The sequence below is a fragment of the Enterobacteriaceae endosymbiont of Donacia provostii genome (genome assembly GCF_012570145.1).
In the GTDB taxonomy this organism is placed as follows: domain Bacteria; phylum Pseudomonadota; class Gammaproteobacteria; order Enterobacterales; family Enterobacteriaceae.
This window is the reverse complement of record NZ_CP046206.1, coordinates 318,412-339,010: the sequence shown is the minus strand read 5'-3', so window position 1 is coordinate 339,010 and position 20,599 is coordinate 318,412. Positions and strand designations below refer to the sequence as shown.

Below are 20,599 nucleotides of genomic sequence, written 5' to 3'. Positions count from 1 at the left end.
AAAAATAATATTTTAAATATTACTTAATTTTTTATTTAAGATAAGATAATTATTTTAATAATTATCTTATCCATGCTATATTTAAATTTTTGATAAAAAATTATTTATACGATGAATAAATTGATTTGGATCTTCTAAAGTACCTTTTTCTGCTAAAATAGCTTCATCTAACAATAAATATATAAATTCTGAAAAATAATCTTTATCTTTAATTGTTAAAATTTTTTTAATTAAAATATGATTAGGATTTAATTCAAAATTATATTTTATTTCTGGAGTTTCTTGTCCTGCAGCTGCAAATAATTTTGCCATTTGTGTACTCATTTCATTTGAATCAGTAGTTACAATAGCAGGAGTCTTAATTAATTTATTTGTTAATTTTACTTTTTTAATTTTATTTCCTAATAAATCTTGTATTTTTTTTAAAAAAGGTTGAAATTCTTTTTTTATTTTGTCTTCTATAATATTATCTTTATTTTTAATAAATTCATCTAATGAATCATCTTGTTTACTAATAGATTGAAATGTTTTACCCTCAAATTCATTAATATAACTCATCATCCATTCATCAATATGATCTACTAATAACAATACTTCTATTCCTTTTTTATTAAAAAATTCTAAATGAGGACTATTTTTTGCAGATAAATAATTATCTGATGTTAAAAAATATATTTTTTTTTGTCCTTTTATCATTCTTTTAACATATTCATTTAAAGAAATATTTTGTTCAGCATCATTATTAAAAGTTGAAGTAAAACGTAATAATTTTATAATTAAATTTTTATTTTTTATATCTTCTGCAGGACCTTCTTTAAAAATCAAACCATATTTTTTCCAAAAATCATTATATTTTTTTGGTTGTTTAGTAAGAGACATTAACATATTAAGAACTTTTTTTGTTAATGTAATTTTCATATTATGAATAATACTATTCTTCTGTAAAATTTCTCGAGAAATATTTAAAGGTAAATCATTAGAATCAATTAAACCTCTTATAAATCTTAAATACTTAGGTAATAATTGTTCTGCATCTTCCATAATAAAAACTCGTTGTACATATAATTTTAATCCATTTTTATAATCTCTATTACGTATATCCCAAGGAATTGTAGAAGGAATGTATAATAAACTAATATATTCTTGTTTTCCTTCTACATGATTATGACTCCAAATAATTGGATCAGTTTGATCATATGTTAGTTGTTTATAAAATTCTTTATATTCATTTTCACTTATATTTGATTTATTTCGTAACCAAAGAGCCTGTGCCTTATTAACTTGTTCCCAAAAATATTTCTTTTCTTTTTCATTATATGTTTTTACTTCTATAGGAAGAGAAATGTGTTCTGAATATTTACTAATTATTGTTTTTATGCGCCATATATCTAAAAATTCTTTACATTTTTCTCGTATATGTAATATAATTTCAGTACCTCTTAATTCTTTATTAATGTTAGCTATTTCATAATTTCCTTCTCCTTTTGATTTCCAAAATACTCCCTGATCTATAGGATTTCCAGCAGCTCTAGTTTTAACTATAACTTTATCAGCTACTATAAAAGAAGAATAAAATCCTACACCAAATTGTCCTATTAAGTGTGAATTTATTTCTGTTTTATTATTTGAAGATAAATTTAAAGATTTAATAAAATCTTTAGTACCTGATTTAGCAATAGTACCTAAATTTTCAATGACTTCTTTACGAGTCATTCCAATACCATTATCACTAATGGTAATTAATTTTTTTTCTTTATCAATAGAAATTTGTATTTTAAAATTTGAATTATTTTCATATAAATCTGGTTTAGATAAAGCTTGAAATTTTAATTTATCAACTGCATCAGAAGCATTAGAAATTAATTCTCGTAAGAAAATTTCTTTATTTGAATAAAGAGAATGAATCATTAAATGTAATAATTGTTTTACTTCAGATTGAAAACTAAGTGTTTCTTTTTTTTTCATATTAGTTTTACTCTTTTCTATAAAAACATATACAAATATATATATTTAAATTTTATAAAATACAATAATAAACAGATAGTTTTATATATTAAAATAATAACTATTTAAATATTTTTAAATTTCATTTATATTTTTTAGATATATGATTATTTCTAGTATAATCATTTCAAATCCTACTTTAGGGTTTGGAGATAAATATAAATTTTTTTTACCTTTACTTAAAATATTATATAAATTTTTTAGTTCTATTTCAGAAAATTTATCTAATATATTTTTATAAAAAAAAATTTCATTTTTTTGAAAATTAGAATCTTTTAGCAAATTATTTAAATTCTTATTTAAAATTTTTATTTTTAAAATATGATGTAGTAATATCATTATCTCTGTTATAATAGTTAACCAATTAACATTAAATTTAGAAATTTGATAAATTAAATTAAAAATTATATTATATTTTTGTGTTTTAAAATTTTCTATTAATAAAAATAAATATTTTTTTTTTATTAATCCGAGCATTAAATAAACATTATATGTTGTTAATTCTCCCATAGATATTAATTGATCTGTTAAATTTAGAGCATCACGCATACTACCATCTGATGTTTCAGATAAAATTTTTAATGCTTCTTCATCATATTTAAAATTTTCTTTATTTAAAATATACTTAAGTTGATTAAAAATAATGTTTTTATCTATTAATTTTAAATGAAATTGAATACATCTTGATAATATTGTAGATGGTATTTTTTGTAATTCTGTAGTGGCAAATATAAATTTTATATATTCTGGAGGTTCTTCTATTATTTTTAATAAAGCATTAAAACTATGTTTAGATAACATATGAAATTCATCAAAAATATATATTTTATATTTTCCTTTTACAGGAGGATAATATATTATTTCTAAAATTTCTCTAATATCTTCTACCTTTGTTTTAGATGCAGAATCTAATTCAATTAAATCTAAAAAAGAATTTTTTTTTATGGATATACAATTTTCGCAATATCCACATGGATTATTTGTTACACCTTGTAAACAACTTAAACCCATAGCAAAAATTCTTGCAATTGTTGTTTTACCTATCCCTCTACTACCAGATAATATCCAAGCAGGATGAATTTTTTTAATAGATAAACTATATTTAATAGCTTGTATTACATGATTTTGACCTATTACATTATTAAATGAATAAGGACGCCATTTGGATGCTAAAATATGAGAATTCATGTTATTATTTTTTTAAATAAGATAGAAAAACATGACTATTTATTTACACATATTATATTTATTACAGCTGCTTCTTTCCAGACCTGACTGGATTTATAAAATAATATTGCTTTCAATAATCATGTTTATACAGATTATACTTAATTTCATAAGTCAAGTCAATATTTAATTATTTACTATATAAATTTTTTTTTCAACTAAAATTTTTTCATGAAATTTAAATACGATATTATATTCTCCAAGATATTTAATTCCTTTTTTAGGTAATTTAATTTCTTTTTTTAAAAGATCGAATCTAATTTTTTTAAATTCTTTTATAATATCATTTTTATTTATTGAACCAAATAATTTACCATTTTTACTAGCTTTTGCCATAATTACTATTTTATTTTTTATTAAATTAAAATTTTTTAATTTTAATTTTGCTTTATTTAAAATATCTAACAATTTAGATTTTTTTTCTAAAATTTTTTGTTTTAAAATTAAAATATTATTTTTATTAGCAATTATTGCTTTATTTTTTGGTATTAAAAAATTACGTGCATATCCAGATTTAACATCTATAATTTGAGATTTCTCTCCTATATTAAGTATCTTATCTAATAAAATTACTTTCATTATGTTTACTCTTTATAAAAAATTTTTAATTTTAAAAAATATATAAATTATTTATGATGATCAGTATAGGATATTAAAGATAAATATCTTGCTAATTTTATAGCTTTAGTTAATTGACGTTGATATTTTGCTTTAGTACCTGTAATTCTACTAGGTACAATTTTACCACTTTCAGTAATAAAATTTTTTAAAATATGTATATCTTTATAATCAATTTCTTTAATACCTTCTACAGTAAAACGACAAAACTTACGACGACGAAAGTAACGTATCATAAAAATACTCCAAATAATTATAAAATAATTTTTTTTAAAAAACTATATTGTTTTGATTATATCACTACGTTTTTCTTGATATTCAGATTTAGATTTTAAAATAAAAGATGTAGTTTTTCTTTCTGTTTTGGTTTTAATAATAAGATATCTTATAATATGTTCATTAATTCTTAAATTATTTTCAATTTTTTTTATTAAATCTGTTTTGTTTAAAACAATATTCATTAATATATAATGTGCTTTATGTAATTTAAATATAGGATATGCTAATTGTCTTCTACCCCAATCTTCAAACCTTGAAATATAACCATTATTTTTGTAAACTAATTTTTTATAATATTCTATAATATTATTTACTTGATCACTTTGATTTGGATTAATAATAAAAACTATTTCATAGTAATTCACTTTTATATATTCCTTATGGTTAAAATTTTTAATTTTAATTAAAAACAAGGATATTTTTTCATATTAACATAATATAATATTTTTAAAAATTTATATTTATAAATAATTTAATATATTATGAAAGATAAAAATATCATATGGCATAATTTTTTTCAAAAAGAAACAAAAAAAAAATATTTTATAAGACTAATAGAAAAAATTTATATAGATATTAAAAATAATAATAAAATCATTTATCCTAAAAAAAAATATATTTTTAATATTTTTAAAAAAATAAATTTTAATAATTTAAAAGTAGTTATTATTGGTCAAGATCCATATTATGGTGTAAATCAAGCTAATGGTTTTGCTTTTTCGGTTATGCCAAAAATTAAAATACCTCCTACATTAAAAAATATTTATAAAGCAATAAAATACGATATACCTAGTTTTATTATACCTAATCATGGATATTTAATAAATTGGGTAAATGAAGGAGTAATGTTATTAAATTCTATATTAACAGTTGAAAAAGGAAAACCACAATCTCATGCTAATATAGGCTGGGAAATTTTTACAAATAATGTTATTAAAATAATTAATTTTTACTATAAAAATATTGTTTTTTTATTATGGGGTACATATGCAAAAAAAAAACATATTTTAATTACATCAGATCATTTAATATTAACCACATCACATCCTTCACCATTATCTTTTCATAGAGGATTTAATTTTTGTAAACATTTTTCTAAAACAAATAAATATTTAATTTTACATAAAAAAAAACCTATTAATTGGAATATTAGTTTGATTTAATTATTTATATAAAATAATTATCCAAATTTTTAAATTAAATATTATGTAATAATAAATTTTAAAATCAATATTTTATATATAGTATATATAAAATATATTTAAATTAATATATAGGATACAATAAATGAAAACTGTAGGATTTATTGGTTGGAGAGGAATGGTTGGTTCTGTTCTTATAAAAAGGATGATTAAAAAAAAAGATTTTGATAACATCAATGCTATTTTTTTTTCTACTTCACAATATGGTGAAACTATAAATCATTTTAGTATAAAAAATAAATTTTTAACATTAGAAAATGCTTATGATTTTAAAAAATTATATGAATTAGATATCATTTTAACATGTCAAGGTAGTGAATATACAAATAAGGTATATTTTAAATTACGTCAAATGGGTTGGAAAGGATATTGGATCGATGCTGCTTCTAATTTAAGAACTTTAAAAGAATCTTTAATTGTCTTAGATCCTATTAATTTGAAAGATATAAAACAAAAATTAAATTTAGGTATTAAAACTTTTGTTGGTTGTAATTGTACTGTTAGTTTAATGTTAATGGCTATAGGTAGCCTTTTTAAAAATAATTTAATTGATTGGATTTTTATTTCTACTTATCAAGCTGCATCTGGTGCAGGTTCTAAATTTATGAAAGAATTAATTTTACAAATGGGATATATATCCCAAAATATTTCTTCTTTTATTAATAATTCTTCAATAAATATTATTGATATAGAAAGACAAATCTCAAAGTATATGAATGATCCTTATTTTCCTAAAAAAAATTTTCATGTCCCTTTAATTAATAGTTTAATTCCATGGATAGATAAAAAAATAAAAAATACTAACCAAACAAAAGAAGAATGGAAAGGACAATTTGAAACTAATAAAATTTTAAATACTAAGAAAATTATCCCAATAGATGGTACTTGTGTAAGAATACCTACTCTACGTTCACATAGTCAATCTTTTACAATAAAACTAAATAAAAATTTATCTGTAAATAATGTAAATAATATTATTTTAAATAGTAATAAATGGGTTAAAATAATACCTAATAATTTTGATGATACTATTAATTATCTTACACCATCTTCTGTTAGTGGTAAATTAAATATTCATGTAGGAAGAATAAAAAAATTAAATATAGATAAAAATTGCTTTTCTATTTTTTCAGTAGGAGACCAATTATTATGGGGAGCATCAGAACCATTAAGAAGAATGTTAAAATTATTAATATAACTTTCTAAAAAAATAAAATTTAACTTGTATTTTTTTATTAAAAGTAATATTTTATATAAAATAAGATAATTAATTTATCTTATTTTATAAGTAAAACTTTAGTATGTTTAAAATTATTAATATTTATTATTAAAAAATTTTGGAGAAAAAATGAAATTTTTTACTAAAAAAAAATCAATATTAATTATATTCATGTTATTTATTGGTTTAAATATATCCAGTGCCTATGCATTTACATTAGAAAATGTATCATGGTGGCAAAATAAAACTACAAGTATTACAAAAAAAAAAATAAAAAATCAAAAAAAAAAACAAAACATAAAAAATCAAAAACAAGAAGAACTTTTTAAAAATGATGATGATAAAATTTCCTATTCATTAGGAATAACAATAGGAAAATATTTAACACGTACATTTCAAATTCAAAAAACATTAAAGATGGTATTAGATAAGAAATTAATACTTCAAGGTGTATCAGATGCATTAGAGAAAAAACATAAACTTTCTAATGATGAAATTGATAGAGTACTACAATTATATGATTCTAATATAAAAAATTTTAGTGCTGATAAAATACAACAAGAAGTTATAAATAATGATAATTTAGGTAAAAAATATATTAAAAAAATTTTAAAAGAAAAAGGATTTAAAAAAACTAATAGTGGATTAGTATATAAAATACATAAATTAGGTTATGGTAAAAAAATTACTAATAATAATCAGATTGTTGTTATTAAATATACAGGAAAATTGATTGATGGTACTGAATTTGATAGTACAGAAAAAAATAAACCTTTATTTATATCTTTAAAACAAGTCATAGATGGTTGGAAAGAAGGTCTAAAATATATAAGACAAGGTGGAAAAATAACATTAATTATTCCTCCAAAATTAGCTTATGGTTCAGAAATTATTTCTGGTATACCATCTAATTCAACTTTAAAATTTGAAATTGAACTTTTAGATGTAAAAAATTCTATCTAATAATTAATTTTTATATTTTCATTAATTTTAATTAATTAAAAATATTTTTAATATGTATATAAGTTTAAAATATAATTAAAATATTTTAAATTTTCAGGTCACAAAATATGATTTTTGTAATATTTATAACAACAGCTCCGTACAACAAACAGAATTCCTATTCTGCTTATTTATTTACTAAAGCAGTAATAAAAAAAAAACAAGTAATAAAAGATATATTTTTTTATAGTGATGGAGTTTTTAATTCGAATAAAAATATCATTTTTAATGAAGATGAATTTAATTTAATTAGTCATTGGAAAAAATTAAATATACAGTATAATATTAATTTATATATATGTACTACCTCTTTAAAAAGAAGAGGTCTAATAATAGACAATGATTATAATAAAGAAAATTTATTAAGTTATCAAAAAAAATATGATATTATTGATAATACATTTAAAATAACAACTTTAAGTACATTTACAAAATCTGTATTAACTTGTGATCGTTTAGTTCAATTTTAATGAATAAAATAGCATTTATATTTTCAAAATCTCCATATGGAAATATTATTAATAAAGAAGGAATAGATATAATTCTTTCTATATCCTCATTTACTGAGGATATAGCTTTATTTTTTATAGGAGATGGTATTTTACAAATATATAGTAAACAAAATACGAAAAATTTTTTATTAAACAATTATAATATTAGTTTAAATATTTTAAAATTTTGTAATATTAATAATTATTATATTTGTTCAGAATCTCTTAAAACCTTAGGTATAGAAAAAAATAACAAAAAAAATAATTGGATGTTACCAATTAAAATTATTCATCCTTTAATATGGAAAAAAAAAATTAATAATTATGATATAATTATTAATTTTAATTAAATAAATATATTTTATATGTTATATACCCTATTTAGTTCTCCAACATCTTGTAATTTTTCTTTATTATTAAATAGTTTACATAAACATGATGAATTACTTTTAATTCAGGATGGAGTATTGGCTGGATTAAAAAATAGCTTATATATGCAAAAAATTATTAAAATTAAGAAAAAAATGAAAATCTTAATTTTTGCTATAAATAATGATATATTAGCTAGAGGTTTAAATTTAAATATTTCTAATATAATAATAAGAATAAATTATACAAAATTTGTTGATTTAACAATAAAACACAAAAAACAAATATTATGGTAATTATTTTTTATTAATAAAACATATTATTTTAGGTTAAAAAAATGGTAACAATAAATCAATTAGTCCGTAAAAATAGATCTCGTAAAATTATTAAAACTAATGTACCGGCTTTAAATTCTTGCCCACAAAAAAGAGGAGTATGTACAAAAGTTTATACAACAACTCCTAAAAAACCTAATTCTGCTTTAAGAAAAGTATGTAGAGTTAGACTAACAAATGGTTTTGAAGTTACTTCTTATATATCTGGAGAAGGACATAATTTACAAGAACATTCTGTTATTTTAATTAGAGGAGGAAGAGTTAAAGATTTACCTGGAGTAAGATATCATACAATTAGAGGTACGTTAGATTGTACCGGAGTAAAAAATCGTAAAAAAGGAAGATCAAGATATGGAGTTAAAAAACCTAAGTAAATTTTTATAAATTAATTTAATTAAAATAATGGAGTAATTTTTATGCCTCGTAGACGTATAGTAAGTCAACGAAAAATATCACCAGATCCTCAATTTGAATCAGATTTATTAGCAAAATTTATTAATATTATTATGATAAATGGTAAAAAATCTATTGCAGAATTTATTGTTTATTCTTCTTTAAAAGAACTTACAAAAAAAACAGGTAGAAAAGAAATAGACATTTTTTTAAATGCATTAGAAAATATCAAACCTGTAGTAGAAGTAAAATCAAGAAGAGTAGGAGGATCAACATATCAAGTTCCAGTAGAAATAAGACCTTCTAGAAGAAATACTTTAGCTATACGTTGGTTAGTAAATTCTGCAAGAAAAAGACAAGAAAAATCTATGATTTTAAAACTAACTAATGAAATATCAGACGCTTTAGAAAATAAAGGAAATGCAGTTAAAAAACGAGAAGAAATACATAAAATGGCAGAAGCTAATAAAGCTTTTGCACATTATCGTTGGTAAAATAATAATCAAAATTTAAATAATTTTAATTAAAATAAAAATGAATCAATTAATTAATAATATATGTTGTGACTAAATCAATATTTATTTTTTCTTTAAAAAATATTTAAAATATCATCATAAAATTTTTATATAATAAGGATAGAGGAATAATATGAATCGTATAACTCATATAAAACGATATCGTAATATTGGTATTAGCGCACATATTGATGCTGGGAAAACTACTACTACTGAAAGAATTTTATTTTATACAGGAGTAAATCATAAAATAGGAGAAGTACATGATGGTGCTGCTACAATGGACTGGATGGAACAAGAACAAGAAAGAGGTATTACTATTACTTCTGCAGCAACTACAGCTTTTTGGTCAGGTATGTTTAATCAATATAAATCACATAGAATAAATATTATTGATACTCCTGGACATGTAGATTTTACAATTGAAGTAGAACGTTCTATGAGAGTATTAGACGGAGTAGTAATGATTTATTGTGCTGTAGGTGGAGTACAACCTCAATCAGAAACAGTATGGAGACAAGCTAATAAATATAAAGTTCCTAGAATTGCTTTTATAAATAAAATGGATAGAATGGGAGCAAATTTTATAAAGGTTATTAAACAAATTAAAAATAATTTATTAACAGAAGCAATACCATTACAATTACCTATAGGATCAGAAGATCAATTTACAGGTATAATTGATTTAATACAAATGAAAGCATTAAATTGGAGTGAAAAAAACCAAGGAATAAATTGTAATTATGTTAATATACCTAAAGACATGGAAAAAGAAGTTAAAAAATGGAATCAAAAATTAATAGAAACAGCAGTAGAATCTAATGAAATTTTATTAGAAAAATATTTAAATGGTGAAAAAATTTCTGTACAAGAGATAAAATCTGCTTTAAGAAAAAGAGTATTAAATAATGAAATTACTTTAATTACATGTGGATCTGCTTTTAAAAACAAGGGTGTTCAAGCATTATTAGATGCAATTATTGATTATTTACCTTCTCCACAAGATATTCCTCCAATTCAAGGTATCTCTATTAATAATAAAAACATATTAACACGTAATACTAATGATAATGAATTATTTTCTGCATTAGCTTTTAAAATAGCTAATGATCCCTTTGTAGGTAACTTAACTTTTTTTAGAGTATATTCTGGAACTGTTAGTAGTGGAGAAATTATATATAATCCTATTAAAAAACAAAAAGAACGTATTGGTAGAATTGTTCAAATGCATGCTAATAAAAGGGAAGAAATTAAAAAAGTTTATGCTGGAGATATAGCAGCTGCTATTGGATTAAAAAATGTTACAACAGGAGATACATTATGTGATATTAAAGAATGTATTATTCTGGAAACTATGGATTTTCCTGAACCTGTAATTTCAATTGCTATAGAACCTAAAACAAAAATAGATCAAGAAAAAATGGGTTTAGCTTTAAATCGTCTTGTTAGAGAAGATCCTTCTTTAAGAACTTGGACTGATGAAGAAACTAATCAAACTATCATAGCTGGTATGGGTGAATTACATCTAGAAATTATTGTAGATAGAATGAAAAGAGAATTTAATATCTCAGCTAAAATTGGTAAACCTCAAGTTTCTTATCGAGAAACTATACAAAATAGTGTACATAATATAGAGGGTAAATATATAAAACAAACCGGAGGAAGAGGACAGTATGGTCATGTTGTTATAGATATTTCCCCCCTTAAAACACCAAAAAATAATACAGGTTATTTATTTACTAATGACATAAAAGGTGGTGTAATACCTAATGAATATATATCAGCTATAGATAAAAGTATTCAAGAACAATTAAAATCAGGTCCTATGGCAAATTATCCAGTAGTAAATATTTCAGTAAGACTTCATTATGGATCTTATCATGATGTTGATTCTTCTGAATTAGCTTTTAAATTAGCAGCAGCTATTGCATTTAAGAATGCTTTTAAAAAAGCTAATCCTATTTTACTTGAACCTATAATGAAAGTAGAAGTTGAAACACCTGAAGAATATATGGGCGATGTAATTGGTGATTTAAATCGTAGAAGAGGTATTATAGAAGGAATGAATAATATTCCTACAGGTAAAATTATAAATGCTTGTGTTCCATTATCAGAAATGTTTGGTTATGCAACTGATTTACGTTCTTATAGTCAAGGAAGAGCATCTTATACTATGGAATTTTTAAAATATACTGAAGCACCTATAAGTATTACAAGAAAAATTATAGAATCTAGATCTAAATTATAAAACTTAATTAATAGTAATATTTATTTTGAAATTTCTTACTAGAAGGATGATTATATCATGTCTAAAAAAAAATTTGAACGTTCTAAACCTCATATTAATGTAGGTACTATAGGACATGTTGACCATGGAAAAACAACTTTAACAGCAGCTATAACAACTGTTTTATCAAAAAAATATGGTGGTTCTGCAAAAGCATTTGATCAAATTGATAATGCACCCGAAGAAAAAGCAAGAGGTATAACTATAAATACTTCACATGTTGAATATGATACAAAATATCGTCATTATGCACATGTTGATTGTCCAGGACACGCGGATTATGTAAAAAATATGATTACAGGTGCTGCACAAATGGATGGAGCAATATTAGTTGTTGCAGCAACAGATGGTCCTATGCCCCAAACAAGAGAACATATTTTATTAGCTAGACAAGTAGGAGTACCTTATATTATAGTATTTCTTAATAAGTGTGATTTAGTTGATGATGAAGAATTATTAGAACTAGTAGAAATGGAAGTACGTGATTTATTAACACAATATAATTTTCCTGGAGATAAAACTCCTATTATTCAAGGATCTGCTTTAAAAGCATTAGAAGGTGATAAAATATGGGAACAAAAAATTATCGAATTAGCAAATTCATTAGATACTTATATACCTAATCCTATTAGAGAAATTGATAAACCTTTTTTATTACCAATAGAAGATGTTTTTTCTATTTCTGGTAGAGGTACTGTAGTAACTGGAAGAGTAGAAAGAGGTATTATAAAAGTTGGTGAAGAAGTAGAAATTATAGGTATTAGAAATACTATTAAATCTATTTGTACTGGTGTAGAAATGTTTCGTAAATTATTAGATGAAGGACGTGCTGGTGAAAATGTTGGAATTTTACTTAGAGGCATTAAAAGAGAAGATATAGAAAGAGGTCAAGTTTTAGCAAAACCAGGTTCGATCACTCCCCATACAAAATTTGAAGCAGAAGTTTATATTTTATCAAAAGATGAAGGTGGAAGACATACAGCCTTTTTTAAGGGATATCGTCCACAATTCTATTTTAGAACTACAGATGTAACAGGAACTATAGAATTACCATCTGATGTTGAAATGGTTATGCCTGGAGATAATATTAATATGGTTGTAACATTAATTCATCCTATAGCTATGTCAAACGGTTTACGTTTTGCTATTCGTGAAGGTGGACGTACTGTAGGGGCAGGTGTAGTTACAAAAGTATTAAAATAAATATTTTATAAAAGAAGATAAGGGATTATTATTATCCCTTTGATTCTTTTGTATGTTGTAATATATAAAATTATATAAATTATTAATAACATGCATTTATATATTTTATATAAATATTTTTTGGTTAATATATAATGAATATTATAAAATTTAAAAAAAACATAAAAAATTTTATCAAATGTATTAATATTTTAATATTAATTATTACTATTATAGCTAGTAGTATTTTTTATCAAAATATGAGTTTGTTTGTTCGTTTAACTTTATTTTTCTTTATATTAACTTTAATTAGTTTTATTATTATATCTACAAATCAAGGAAAAATTTTATTTGCATTTATACATAATGCACGTATGGAAATATATAAAGTTATATGGCCTTCTTATAAAGATACGCTATATACAACTTATATTATAGTTATTATTACTATAATTGTATCTTTTCTTATCTATATACTAGATAATTTTTTAATTTATATAATATCTTATTTAACTGGAACGAGGTTATAAAATGAATAAATCTTCAACAAAAAAATGGTATGTTATTCAAGCTCGTTCTGGTTTTGAAAAACGTGTAGCTAAATCATTAAAAGAATATATCAAAATTCATAACATGAAAAATTTATTTGGAAAAATTTTAGTACCTACTGAAGCTATAGTTGAAATACGCGGAGGACAAAAATATAGAAGTGATCGTAAATTTTTCCCCGGATATATATTAGTACATATGATAATGAAAGAATTAAGTTGGTATTTAGTACGTAGTGTACCTAAAGTTTTAGGTTTTATTGGAGGAACATCTGATAATCCTTCTCCTATAAGTGATAAAGAAGTAAATATTATTATTAAACGTTTACAAAAAATTGGTGATAAACCTAGACCAAAAACAATATTTGAACCAGGAGAAATGATTAGAGTAAAAGATGGTCCTTTTTCGGATTTTAATGGAATAGTAGAAGAAGTAGATTATGAAAAAAATAGATTAAAAGTTTCAGTATCAATTTTTGGTAGATCAACTCCTGTTGATCTAGATTTTAGACAAGTAGAAAAAGGATAGTTTTTTACAATCATATATATATAAAATATAATATATATATAAATAATAATAAATAGAGATTCTATATTATGAAAAAAATTAAAACTTATGTTAAATTACAAGTTCCAGCAGGTAGTGCAAATCCTAGTCCTCCTATTGGACCTGCATTAGGACAACATGGTATAAATATTATGAATTTTTGTAAGGATTTTAATTTAAAAACTAGTAATTTAGAAAAAGGAATACCTATACCTGTAGTTATTACGATTTATGTTGACAAAACTTTTACATTTATAACTAAAACTCCTCCAGTGTCTGCATTAATAAAAAAGATATTAAATATTAAAAAAGGGGCTAATAAACCTAAAACAGATAAAGTAGGAGAAATTACAAATGATCAAATTCGTAAAATTGCAGAAATTAAATATATTGATATGAATGGAACTAATATTAGATCTATGATGTCTTCTATAAAAGGTACTGCTATATCAATGGGTTTAATAATTAAGGATTAAAATATTATGAGAAAACTAACTAAAAGAATGAAATTAATATATGAAAATATAGATTTTAGAAAACAATTTTCTATTTTAGAAGCCATTAATCAATTAAAAATTTTAAGTAAAGTTAAATTTATTGAAAGTATTGATATTGCAATTATTTTAGGTATTAATCCTAAAAAAACTGAACAAAATATTAGAGGTAATGTATTTTTACCTCATGGTAATGGAAAAAATATTAAAATAGCTGTTTTTGCAGATGGAAAAGAAGCGATACAAGCAAAAAAATTAGGGATAGAATTAGTTGGAATGCAAGATTTATTAACTAAAATTACTAATGGTGAAAAAAATTTCGATATAGTTATTTCTACTCCAAAAGCTATGGATTTAGTTACTAAGTTAGGACCTATTTTAGGACCTAAAGGACTAATGCCTAATCCTAAATTAGGTACTATAACAAATGAAATAGATAAAGCAATTAAAAATATTCGTTCTGGACAAATTAATTTTCGTAATGATAAAAATGGTATTATACATACTATGATCGGTAAAATTAATTTTGAAAACAATAAAATTAAAGAAAATTTAATAATTTTTTTAAAAAATTTAAAAAAATATAAACCAATACAATTAAAAAATAATTTTATACAAAAAATATATATATCATCTACTATGGGTATAGCTTTAAATATTACTAAAGAATGTCTTAATTTATTAAATTAAAATTTTTCTTTACAAAAAAAAATAAATATATTATAGTCATCATTTTTAATGAAAAATTAATTATTTGAATCATTTTATATTATAAATTATGATAATCATCATTTTATAAAATATTAGGAGTGCAATAATCTTATAATGTCTTTAAATTTAAAAAAAAAAAAAATGATTGTTGCAAAAATAAGTAAAATAAATAAACGTGCATTATCAGCTGTTATTGCTAGTTTTTGTGGTGTTAATAATAATAATTTAAATATATTAAGAAAAAAATGTAAAAATCAGAATGTTATAATAAGTATTATTAGAAATAAATTATTAAAATTAATTATTAAAGGTAGTAATTTTGAATGTTTAGGACCTTTAATACATGGTCCAATATTAATTGCCTATTCATTTGAACATCCTGGAACTGCAGCACGTTTACTAAAAAAATTTAGTATATTAGATGAAAATTTAATAATTAAAGCAGCCTCATTTAATAATCAAATAATTTCTAGTGAAAATATCAATGATTTAGCAGAATTACCTACATATAAAGAAGCTATTATACGTTTTTTATTAATTATCAAAGATATTTCTATAGGAAAATTTTATAGAGTTTTAATTGCAATTAAAAATATAAAATAAATTTATTTTATAAATATAATTTTTAATATTTTAGGAATATAATATGGCAGTAACTAAAGAACAAATAATAGAAGCTATAGAATCAATGTCCATTATAGATATAATGGATTTAATTAATTCTATAGAAAAAAAATTTGGTGTTTCTAGTATAATAACAAATTCACAAAATAATAATAAACAACAAGATAAAAAAGAAGAAAAAACTGAATTTAATATATATCTTAAAAGTATAGGAAATAACAAAATTTCTGTTATAAAAACTGTTAGAAGTATTATGAATTTAGGATTAAAAGAAGCTAAAGATTTAGTAGAATCAGCTCCTATAATCTTAAAAGAATCTATTTCGAAACAAGAAGCATTAGATTTAGAATCTAAATTAAAAACATCAGGAGCTGAAATAGAAATTAAATAATTTTATAAAAAATTTCAGTAAAAAACTTATTTATAAAATTAACTTTTAATTCAACTAAATTTTTTAATTTATCAGATAACTGAGGAACCATATGGTTTATTCTCAAACTGAAAAAAAACGTATTCGTAAAAATTTTGGAAAAAGACCTCAAGTTTTAAATATTCCATATTTACTTTCTATCCAGATAGATTCATTTAAAAAATTTATAACACAAGATCCTACAGGACAATATGGTTTAGAAGCTGCATTTAAAAGTATTTTCCCTATTTCTAGTTATAGTGGACATGCTAAATTAGAATATGTGAGTTTTCGTTTAGGAAAATCATTATTTACTATGAAAGAATGTCATATTAGAGGTATGACATATGCAGTTCCTATTAAAGTAAAATTACAACTAATTATTTATGATAAAGAAAATCCTGAATTACCTATTAAAAATATAAAAGAACAAGAAGTATATATGGGAGAAATACCATTAATGACAAAAAATGGTACTTTTATAGTTAATGGAATAGAACGTGTAGTAGTATCACAATTACATAGAAGTCCTGGAGTGTTTTTTGATAGTGATAAAGGAAAAACACATTCTTCAGGTAAAATATTATATAATGCTCGTATTATTCCTTATAGAGGTTCTTGGTTAGATTTTGAATTTGATTCTAAAGATAATATTTTTGTACGTATAGATAGAAGAAGAAAATTACCAGTTACAATTATTTTACGAGCTTTAAATTATGATGTAGAAGAAATATTAAACATTTTTTTTGAAAAAAATATTTATAAAATAAAAAATAAAAATATCACATTAAAATTAATACCAGATAGATTAAGAGGGGAAACAGCATTTTTTGATATTAAAAAAAACGATATTACTTATATTGAAAAAGGTAAACGAATTACTCTATATCATATTAATCGTTTAAAAAAGGATAATATCAAATATATTAATATTCCTATAGAATATATGGTAGGACAAATAGTTATTAAAGACTATATAGATAAAACAACTGGTGAAGTAATTATTTCTGCAAATCATCCCTTAACTATAGATATAATTAATAAAATTTTTCTTAATCAAAATATTATTGAAACAATTTTTACAAATGATTTAGATCATGGTTCTTATATTTCTGAAACATTAAAAATAGATAATACAACTAACCGTTTAGATGCTTTAGTAGAAATTTATAGAATGATGCGTCCTGGAGAACCTCCAACTAAAGAAGCTGCAGAACTTTTATTTAAAAAATTATTTTTTTTTGAAGATCGTTATGATTTATCTCCTGTTGGAAGAATGAAATTTAATCGTTCATTATCAAGAAATAATATTTGTGGACCTGGAATTTTAAGTAAAGAAGATATTGTAGATGTTATTCAAAAATTAATTACTATTCGTAATGGTAATGGTAGTATTGATGATATTGATCATTTAGGTAATAGAAGAATTCGTTCTATTGGTGAAATGGCAGAAAATCAATTTCGTATAGGTTTAATTCGTGTTGAAAGAGCTGTTAAAGAAAGATTATCTTTAGGAGATTTAGAAACTTTAATGCCTCAGGATATGATAAATGCTAAACCTATTTCTGCTGCTTTAAAAGAATTTTTTTGTTCTAGTCAACTTTCACAATTTATGGATCAAAATAATCCATTATCAGAAATTACACATAAAAGACGTATTTCTGCATTAGGTCCAGGAGGATTAACAAGAGAAAGGGCAGGATTTGAAGTACGTGATGTTCATCCTACTCATTATGGTAGGGTATGTCCTATAGAAACACCAGAAGGACCTAATATTGGCTTAATTAATTCATTATCAGTTTATGCTAGAACAAATGAATATGGATTTTTAGAAACTCCTTATCGATTAGTTAAAAATGGATTTGTTACTAATAAAATTAATTATTTATCCTCTATTGAGGAGGGTAATTTTATTATTGCTCAAGCTAATACTAATATTGATAAAAATGGATATATTATTGATGATTTTATTACATGTCGTTATAAAGGAGAAGCAAGTTTCTTTAAAAAAGAACAAATCCATTATATGGATGTTTCTACACAACAAATTGTTTCTGTAGGTGCTTCTTTAATACCATTTTTAGAGCATGATGATGCTAATAGAGCATTAATGGGTGCTAATATGCAAAGACAAGCAGTACCTACATTAAAAACTGAAAAACCATTAGTAGGAACTGGTATGGAAAAAATTGTAGCTATAGATTCTGGTGTTACAATTATTGCAAAACATTCTGGTATTGTAGAATATGTAGATTCTAAACGTATTATTATTAAAAGAAATAATGTTATCAATAACATTGATATTTATCATTTAGAAAAATACGTAAGATCAAATCAAAATACATGTATAAATCAAACACCATGTGTTGATTTAGGTGAATATATACAAAAAAATGATATATTAGCTGATGGTCCTGCTACAGATTTAGGAGAATTAGCATTAGGACAAAATATGCGGGTAGCATTTATGCCATGGAATGGATATAATTTTGAAGATTCTATTTTATTATCTGAAAAAGTTGTACAAAAAGACAAATTTACTACTATACATATACAGGAATTGTCTTGTATATCTCGTGATACAAAGTTAGGATCTGAAGAAATTACTTCTGATATACCAAATGTAAGTGAATCATCTTTATCTAAATTAGATGAGTGTGGAATAGTATATATTGGTGCCGAAGTAAAAAATGGTGATATTCTTGTAGGGAAAGTAACACCTAAAAGTGAAACTCAATTATCACCTGAAGAAAAATTATTACGTGCAATTTTTGGTGAAAAAGCTTCTGATGTAAAAGATACTTCTTTACGAGTTCCTAATGGAATGTATGGAACTGTTATAGATGTACAAATTTTTACAAGAGATGGGGTAAAAAAAGATAAGAGAACTTTAGAAATAGAAGAAATGCAATTTATGCAAATTAAGGAAGATTTATTAACAGAACAAAAAATTTTTGAGACAAATATACTTTTAAATATAAAAGATTTTTTATTAAAAGAAAAAATTATTACTACTAATTTTAATAGTATGGATATAGATTTGATAACTTCTCTACATATAAAAGATAAAAAAAAACAAAAAAAATTAAATGATTTTATTAAAAAATATAAAGAAATCAAAATAAAATTTAAAAAAAAAATAAATTTAGAAAAAATTAAGATTACACAAGGTAATGATTTAGCTCCTGGTATTTTAAAAATTATTAAGGTAAATTTAGCTGTTAAAAGACAAGTACAACCAGGGGATAAAATGGCTGGTAGACATGGTAATAAGGGTGTTATATCTAAAATTTGTCCTGTTGAAGATATGCCATATGACCAAAATGGTATTCCTGTTGATATTGTATTAAATCCTTTAGGTGTCCCTTCTAGAATGAATATAGGGCAAATTTTAGAAACTCATTTAGGTATGGCTGCTAAAGGAATAGGAGATCAAATTAGTATTTTATTAAAAAAAAAAAAAAACATAGAAAAAATACGTATATTTTTAGATAAAGCCTATAATAATATAGGTGATAATATATGTCAAAATATAAATTTAAATCATTTTACCGATAAAGAAATTCTTTTGTTAGCAAACAATTTAAAAAAAGGTATGCCTATTGCTACACCAGTTTTTGATGGAGCTAACGAAAAAGAAATTAAAGAATTATTAAAATTATCGAATTTACCAATTTCTGGACAAATAAAATTGTATGATGGACGTACAGGAGAAGCTTTTGAAAGACCAGTTACAGTTGGATATATGTATATGTTAAAATTAAATCATTTAGTAGATGATAAAATGCATGCTAGATCTACTGGTTCATATAGTCTTGTTACACAACAACCATTAGGTGGAAAAGCACAATTTGGAGGACAACGATTTGGTGAAATGGAAGTTTGGGCTTTAGAAGCATATGGAGCAGCATATACATTACAAGAAATGCTAACAATAAAATCTGATGATGTGAATGGTAGAACAAAAATGTATAAAAATATAGTAGATGGTAATCATCAAATGCATGCTGGTATTCCGGAATCTTTTAATGTATTACTTAAAGAAATACGTTCATTAGGTTTAAATATTAATTTAGAAAATAAATAATTAAAATTTTATAAATAAAGTATAAAAAGATTACTAATCTAGTTAGTAATATAATT

Annotated in this window: 22 protein-coding genes and 1 other RNA gene; 17 read left to right on the top strand and 6 right to left on the bottom strand. The window is 22.5% G+C overall.

What is annotated here, in order from left to right:
- Positions 1–81: 81 nt before the first annotated feature.
- The 6 genes from htpG to rpsF form a co-directional block, all read right to left on the bottom strand.
- Positions 82–1,965: a molecular chaperone HtpG gene (gene htpG / locus GJT93_RS01695; RefSeq protein WP_168821881.1), complete on the bottom strand. Its 1,884-nt coding sequence runs from the start codon at positions 1,963–1,965 to the stop codon at positions 82–84.
- A 114-nt stretch (positions 1,966–2,079) separates the two neighbouring features.
- Entirely contained in the window at positions 2,080–3,192 is a 1,113-nt protein-coding gene (gene dnaX, locus GJT93_RS01690; RefSeq protein ID WP_168821880.1) for a DNA polymerase III subunit gamma/tau, read from the bottom strand.
- A gap of 33 nt (positions 3,193–3,225) precedes the next feature.
- An RNA gene (gene ffs / locus GJT93_RS01685) (signal recognition particle sRNA small type) lies at positions 3,226–3,314 on the bottom strand.
- 43 nt (positions 3,315–3,357) lie between these two features.
- Entirely contained in the window at positions 3,358–3,810 is a 453-nt protein-coding gene (gene rplI, locus GJT93_RS01680; RefSeq protein ID WP_168821879.1) for a 50S ribosomal protein L9, read from the bottom strand.
- A gap of 47 nt (positions 3,811–3,857) precedes the next feature.
- Positions 3,858–4,085: a 30S ribosomal protein S18 gene (rpsR, locus tag GJT93_RS01675; protein WP_168821878.1), complete on the bottom strand. Its 228-nt coding sequence runs from the start codon at positions 4,083–4,085 to the stop codon at positions 3,858–3,860.
- Positions 4,086–4,127: 42 nt separating this feature from the next.
- Positions 4,128–4,493, bottom strand: a complete 366-nt coding sequence (gene rpsF / locus GJT93_RS01670; protein ID WP_211080474.1) for a 30S ribosomal protein S6 — start codon at positions 4,491–4,493, stop codon at positions 4,128–4,130.
- A gap of 117 nt (positions 4,494–4,610) precedes the next feature.
- On the opposite strand from rpsF, the gene ung reads away from it, so the two are divergent.
- The 17 genes from ung to rpoB all read left to right on the top strand — a co-directional run bounded on the left by ung (position 4,611) and on the right by rpoB (position 20,543).
- Positions 4,611–5,291, top strand: a complete 681-nt coding sequence (gene ung, locus GJT93_RS01665) for a uracil-DNA glycosylase (RefSeq protein WP_168821877.1) — start codon at positions 4,611–4,613, stop codon at positions 5,289–5,291.
- 124 nt (positions 5,292–5,415) lie between these two features.
- Positions 5,416–6,528 carry an aspartate-semialdehyde dehydrogenase gene (asd, locus tag GJT93_RS01660; RefSeq protein ID WP_168821876.1) on the top strand — a complete coding sequence of 371 codons (1,113 nt, stop codon included), beginning with the start codon at positions 5,416–5,418 and terminating at the stop codon, positions 6,526–6,528.
- A 150-nt stretch (positions 6,529–6,678) separates the two neighbouring features.
- Complete coding sequence (gene fkpA, locus GJT93_RS01655; RefSeq protein WP_168821875.1) at positions 6,679–7,512, top strand: FKBP-type peptidyl-prolyl cis-trans isomerase; 834 nt, start codon at positions 6,679–6,681, stop codon at positions 7,510–7,512.
- Between the two features lie 107 nt (positions 7,513–7,619).
- Entirely contained in the window at positions 7,620–8,021 is a 402-nt protein-coding gene (gene tusD, locus GJT93_RS01650; protein WP_168821874.1) for a sulfurtransferase complex subunit TusD, read from the top strand.
- On the top strand, positions 8,021–8,392 hold the full coding sequence (gene tusC, locus GJT93_RS01645) for a sulfurtransferase complex subunit TusC (RefSeq protein WP_168821873.1): 372 nt from the start codon (positions 8,021–8,023) through the stop codon (positions 8,390–8,392). The genes tusD and tusC overlap by 1 nt, the downstream gene beginning before the upstream one ends.
- 15 nt (positions 8,393–8,407) lie before the next feature.
- Complete coding sequence (gene tusB / locus GJT93_RS01640; protein ID WP_168821872.1) at positions 8,408–8,707, top strand: sulfurtransferase complex subunit TusB; 300 nt, start codon at positions 8,408–8,410, stop codon at positions 8,705–8,707.
- Positions 8,708–8,748: 41 nt separating this feature from the next.
- The gene (gene rpsL, locus GJT93_RS01635; RefSeq protein ID WP_168821871.1) at positions 8,749–9,120 is read left to right on the top strand and encodes a 30S ribosomal protein S12; all 372 of its coding nucleotides are present in this window, start codon (positions 8,749–8,751) and stop codon (positions 9,118–9,120) included.
- A gap of 42 nt (positions 9,121–9,162) precedes the next feature.
- Positions 9,163–9,633 carry a 30S ribosomal protein S7 gene (gene rpsG / locus GJT93_RS01630; protein ID WP_168821870.1) on the top strand — a complete coding sequence of 157 codons (471 nt, stop codon included), beginning with the start codon at positions 9,163–9,165 and terminating at the stop codon, positions 9,631–9,633.
- A 154-nt stretch (positions 9,634–9,787) separates the two neighbouring features.
- Complete coding sequence (gene fusA, locus GJT93_RS01625) at positions 9,788–11,902, top strand: elongation factor G (protein WP_168821869.1); 2,115 nt, start codon at positions 9,788–9,790, stop codon at positions 11,900–11,902.
- Positions 11,903–11,959: 57 nt separating this feature from the next.
- Complete coding sequence (tuf, locus tag GJT93_RS01620; RefSeq protein ID WP_168821868.1) at positions 11,960–13,144, top strand: elongation factor Tu; 1,185 nt, start codon at positions 11,960–11,962, stop codon at positions 13,142–13,144.
- Between the two features lie 134 nt (positions 13,145–13,278).
- Positions 13,279–13,653, top strand: coding sequence for a preprotein translocase subunit SecE (secE, locus tag GJT93_RS01615; protein WP_168821867.1), 375 nt, complete (start codon positions 13,279–13,281; stop codon positions 13,651–13,653).
- A 1-nt stretch (position 13,654) separates the two neighbouring features.
- Entirely contained in the window at positions 13,655–14,200 is a 546-nt protein-coding gene (nusG, locus tag GJT93_RS01610; RefSeq protein WP_168821866.1) for a transcription termination/antitermination protein NusG, read from the top strand.
- A 68-nt stretch (positions 14,201–14,268) separates the two neighbouring features.
- Positions 14,269–14,694: a 50S ribosomal protein L11 gene (gene rplK, locus GJT93_RS01605; protein WP_425483315.1), complete on the top strand. Its 426-nt coding sequence runs from the start codon at positions 14,269–14,271 to the stop codon at positions 14,692–14,694.
- A gap of 6 nt (positions 14,695–14,700) precedes the next feature.
- Complete coding sequence (gene rplA, locus GJT93_RS01600) at positions 14,701–15,402, top strand: 50S ribosomal protein L1 (protein ID WP_168821865.1); 702 nt, start codon at positions 14,701–14,703, stop codon at positions 15,400–15,402.
- 135 nt (positions 15,403–15,537) lie between these two features.
- Positions 15,538–16,026, top strand: coding sequence for a 50S ribosomal protein L10 (rplJ, locus tag GJT93_RS01595; protein ID WP_168821864.1), 489 nt, complete (start codon positions 15,538–15,540; stop codon positions 16,024–16,026).
- 43 nt (positions 16,027–16,069) lie between these two features.
- Complete coding sequence (rplL, locus tag GJT93_RS01590) at positions 16,070–16,438, top strand: 50S ribosomal protein L7/L12 (RefSeq protein WP_168821863.1); 369 nt, start codon at positions 16,070–16,072, stop codon at positions 16,436–16,438.
- A 91-nt stretch (positions 16,439–16,529) separates the two neighbouring features.
- The gene (gene rpoB, locus GJT93_RS01585) at positions 16,530–20,543 is read left to right on the top strand and encodes a DNA-directed RNA polymerase subunit beta (protein ID WP_168821862.1); all 4,014 of its coding nucleotides are present in this window, start codon (positions 16,530–16,532) and stop codon (positions 20,541–20,543) included.
- Positions 20,544–20,599: the final 56 nt, after the last annotated feature.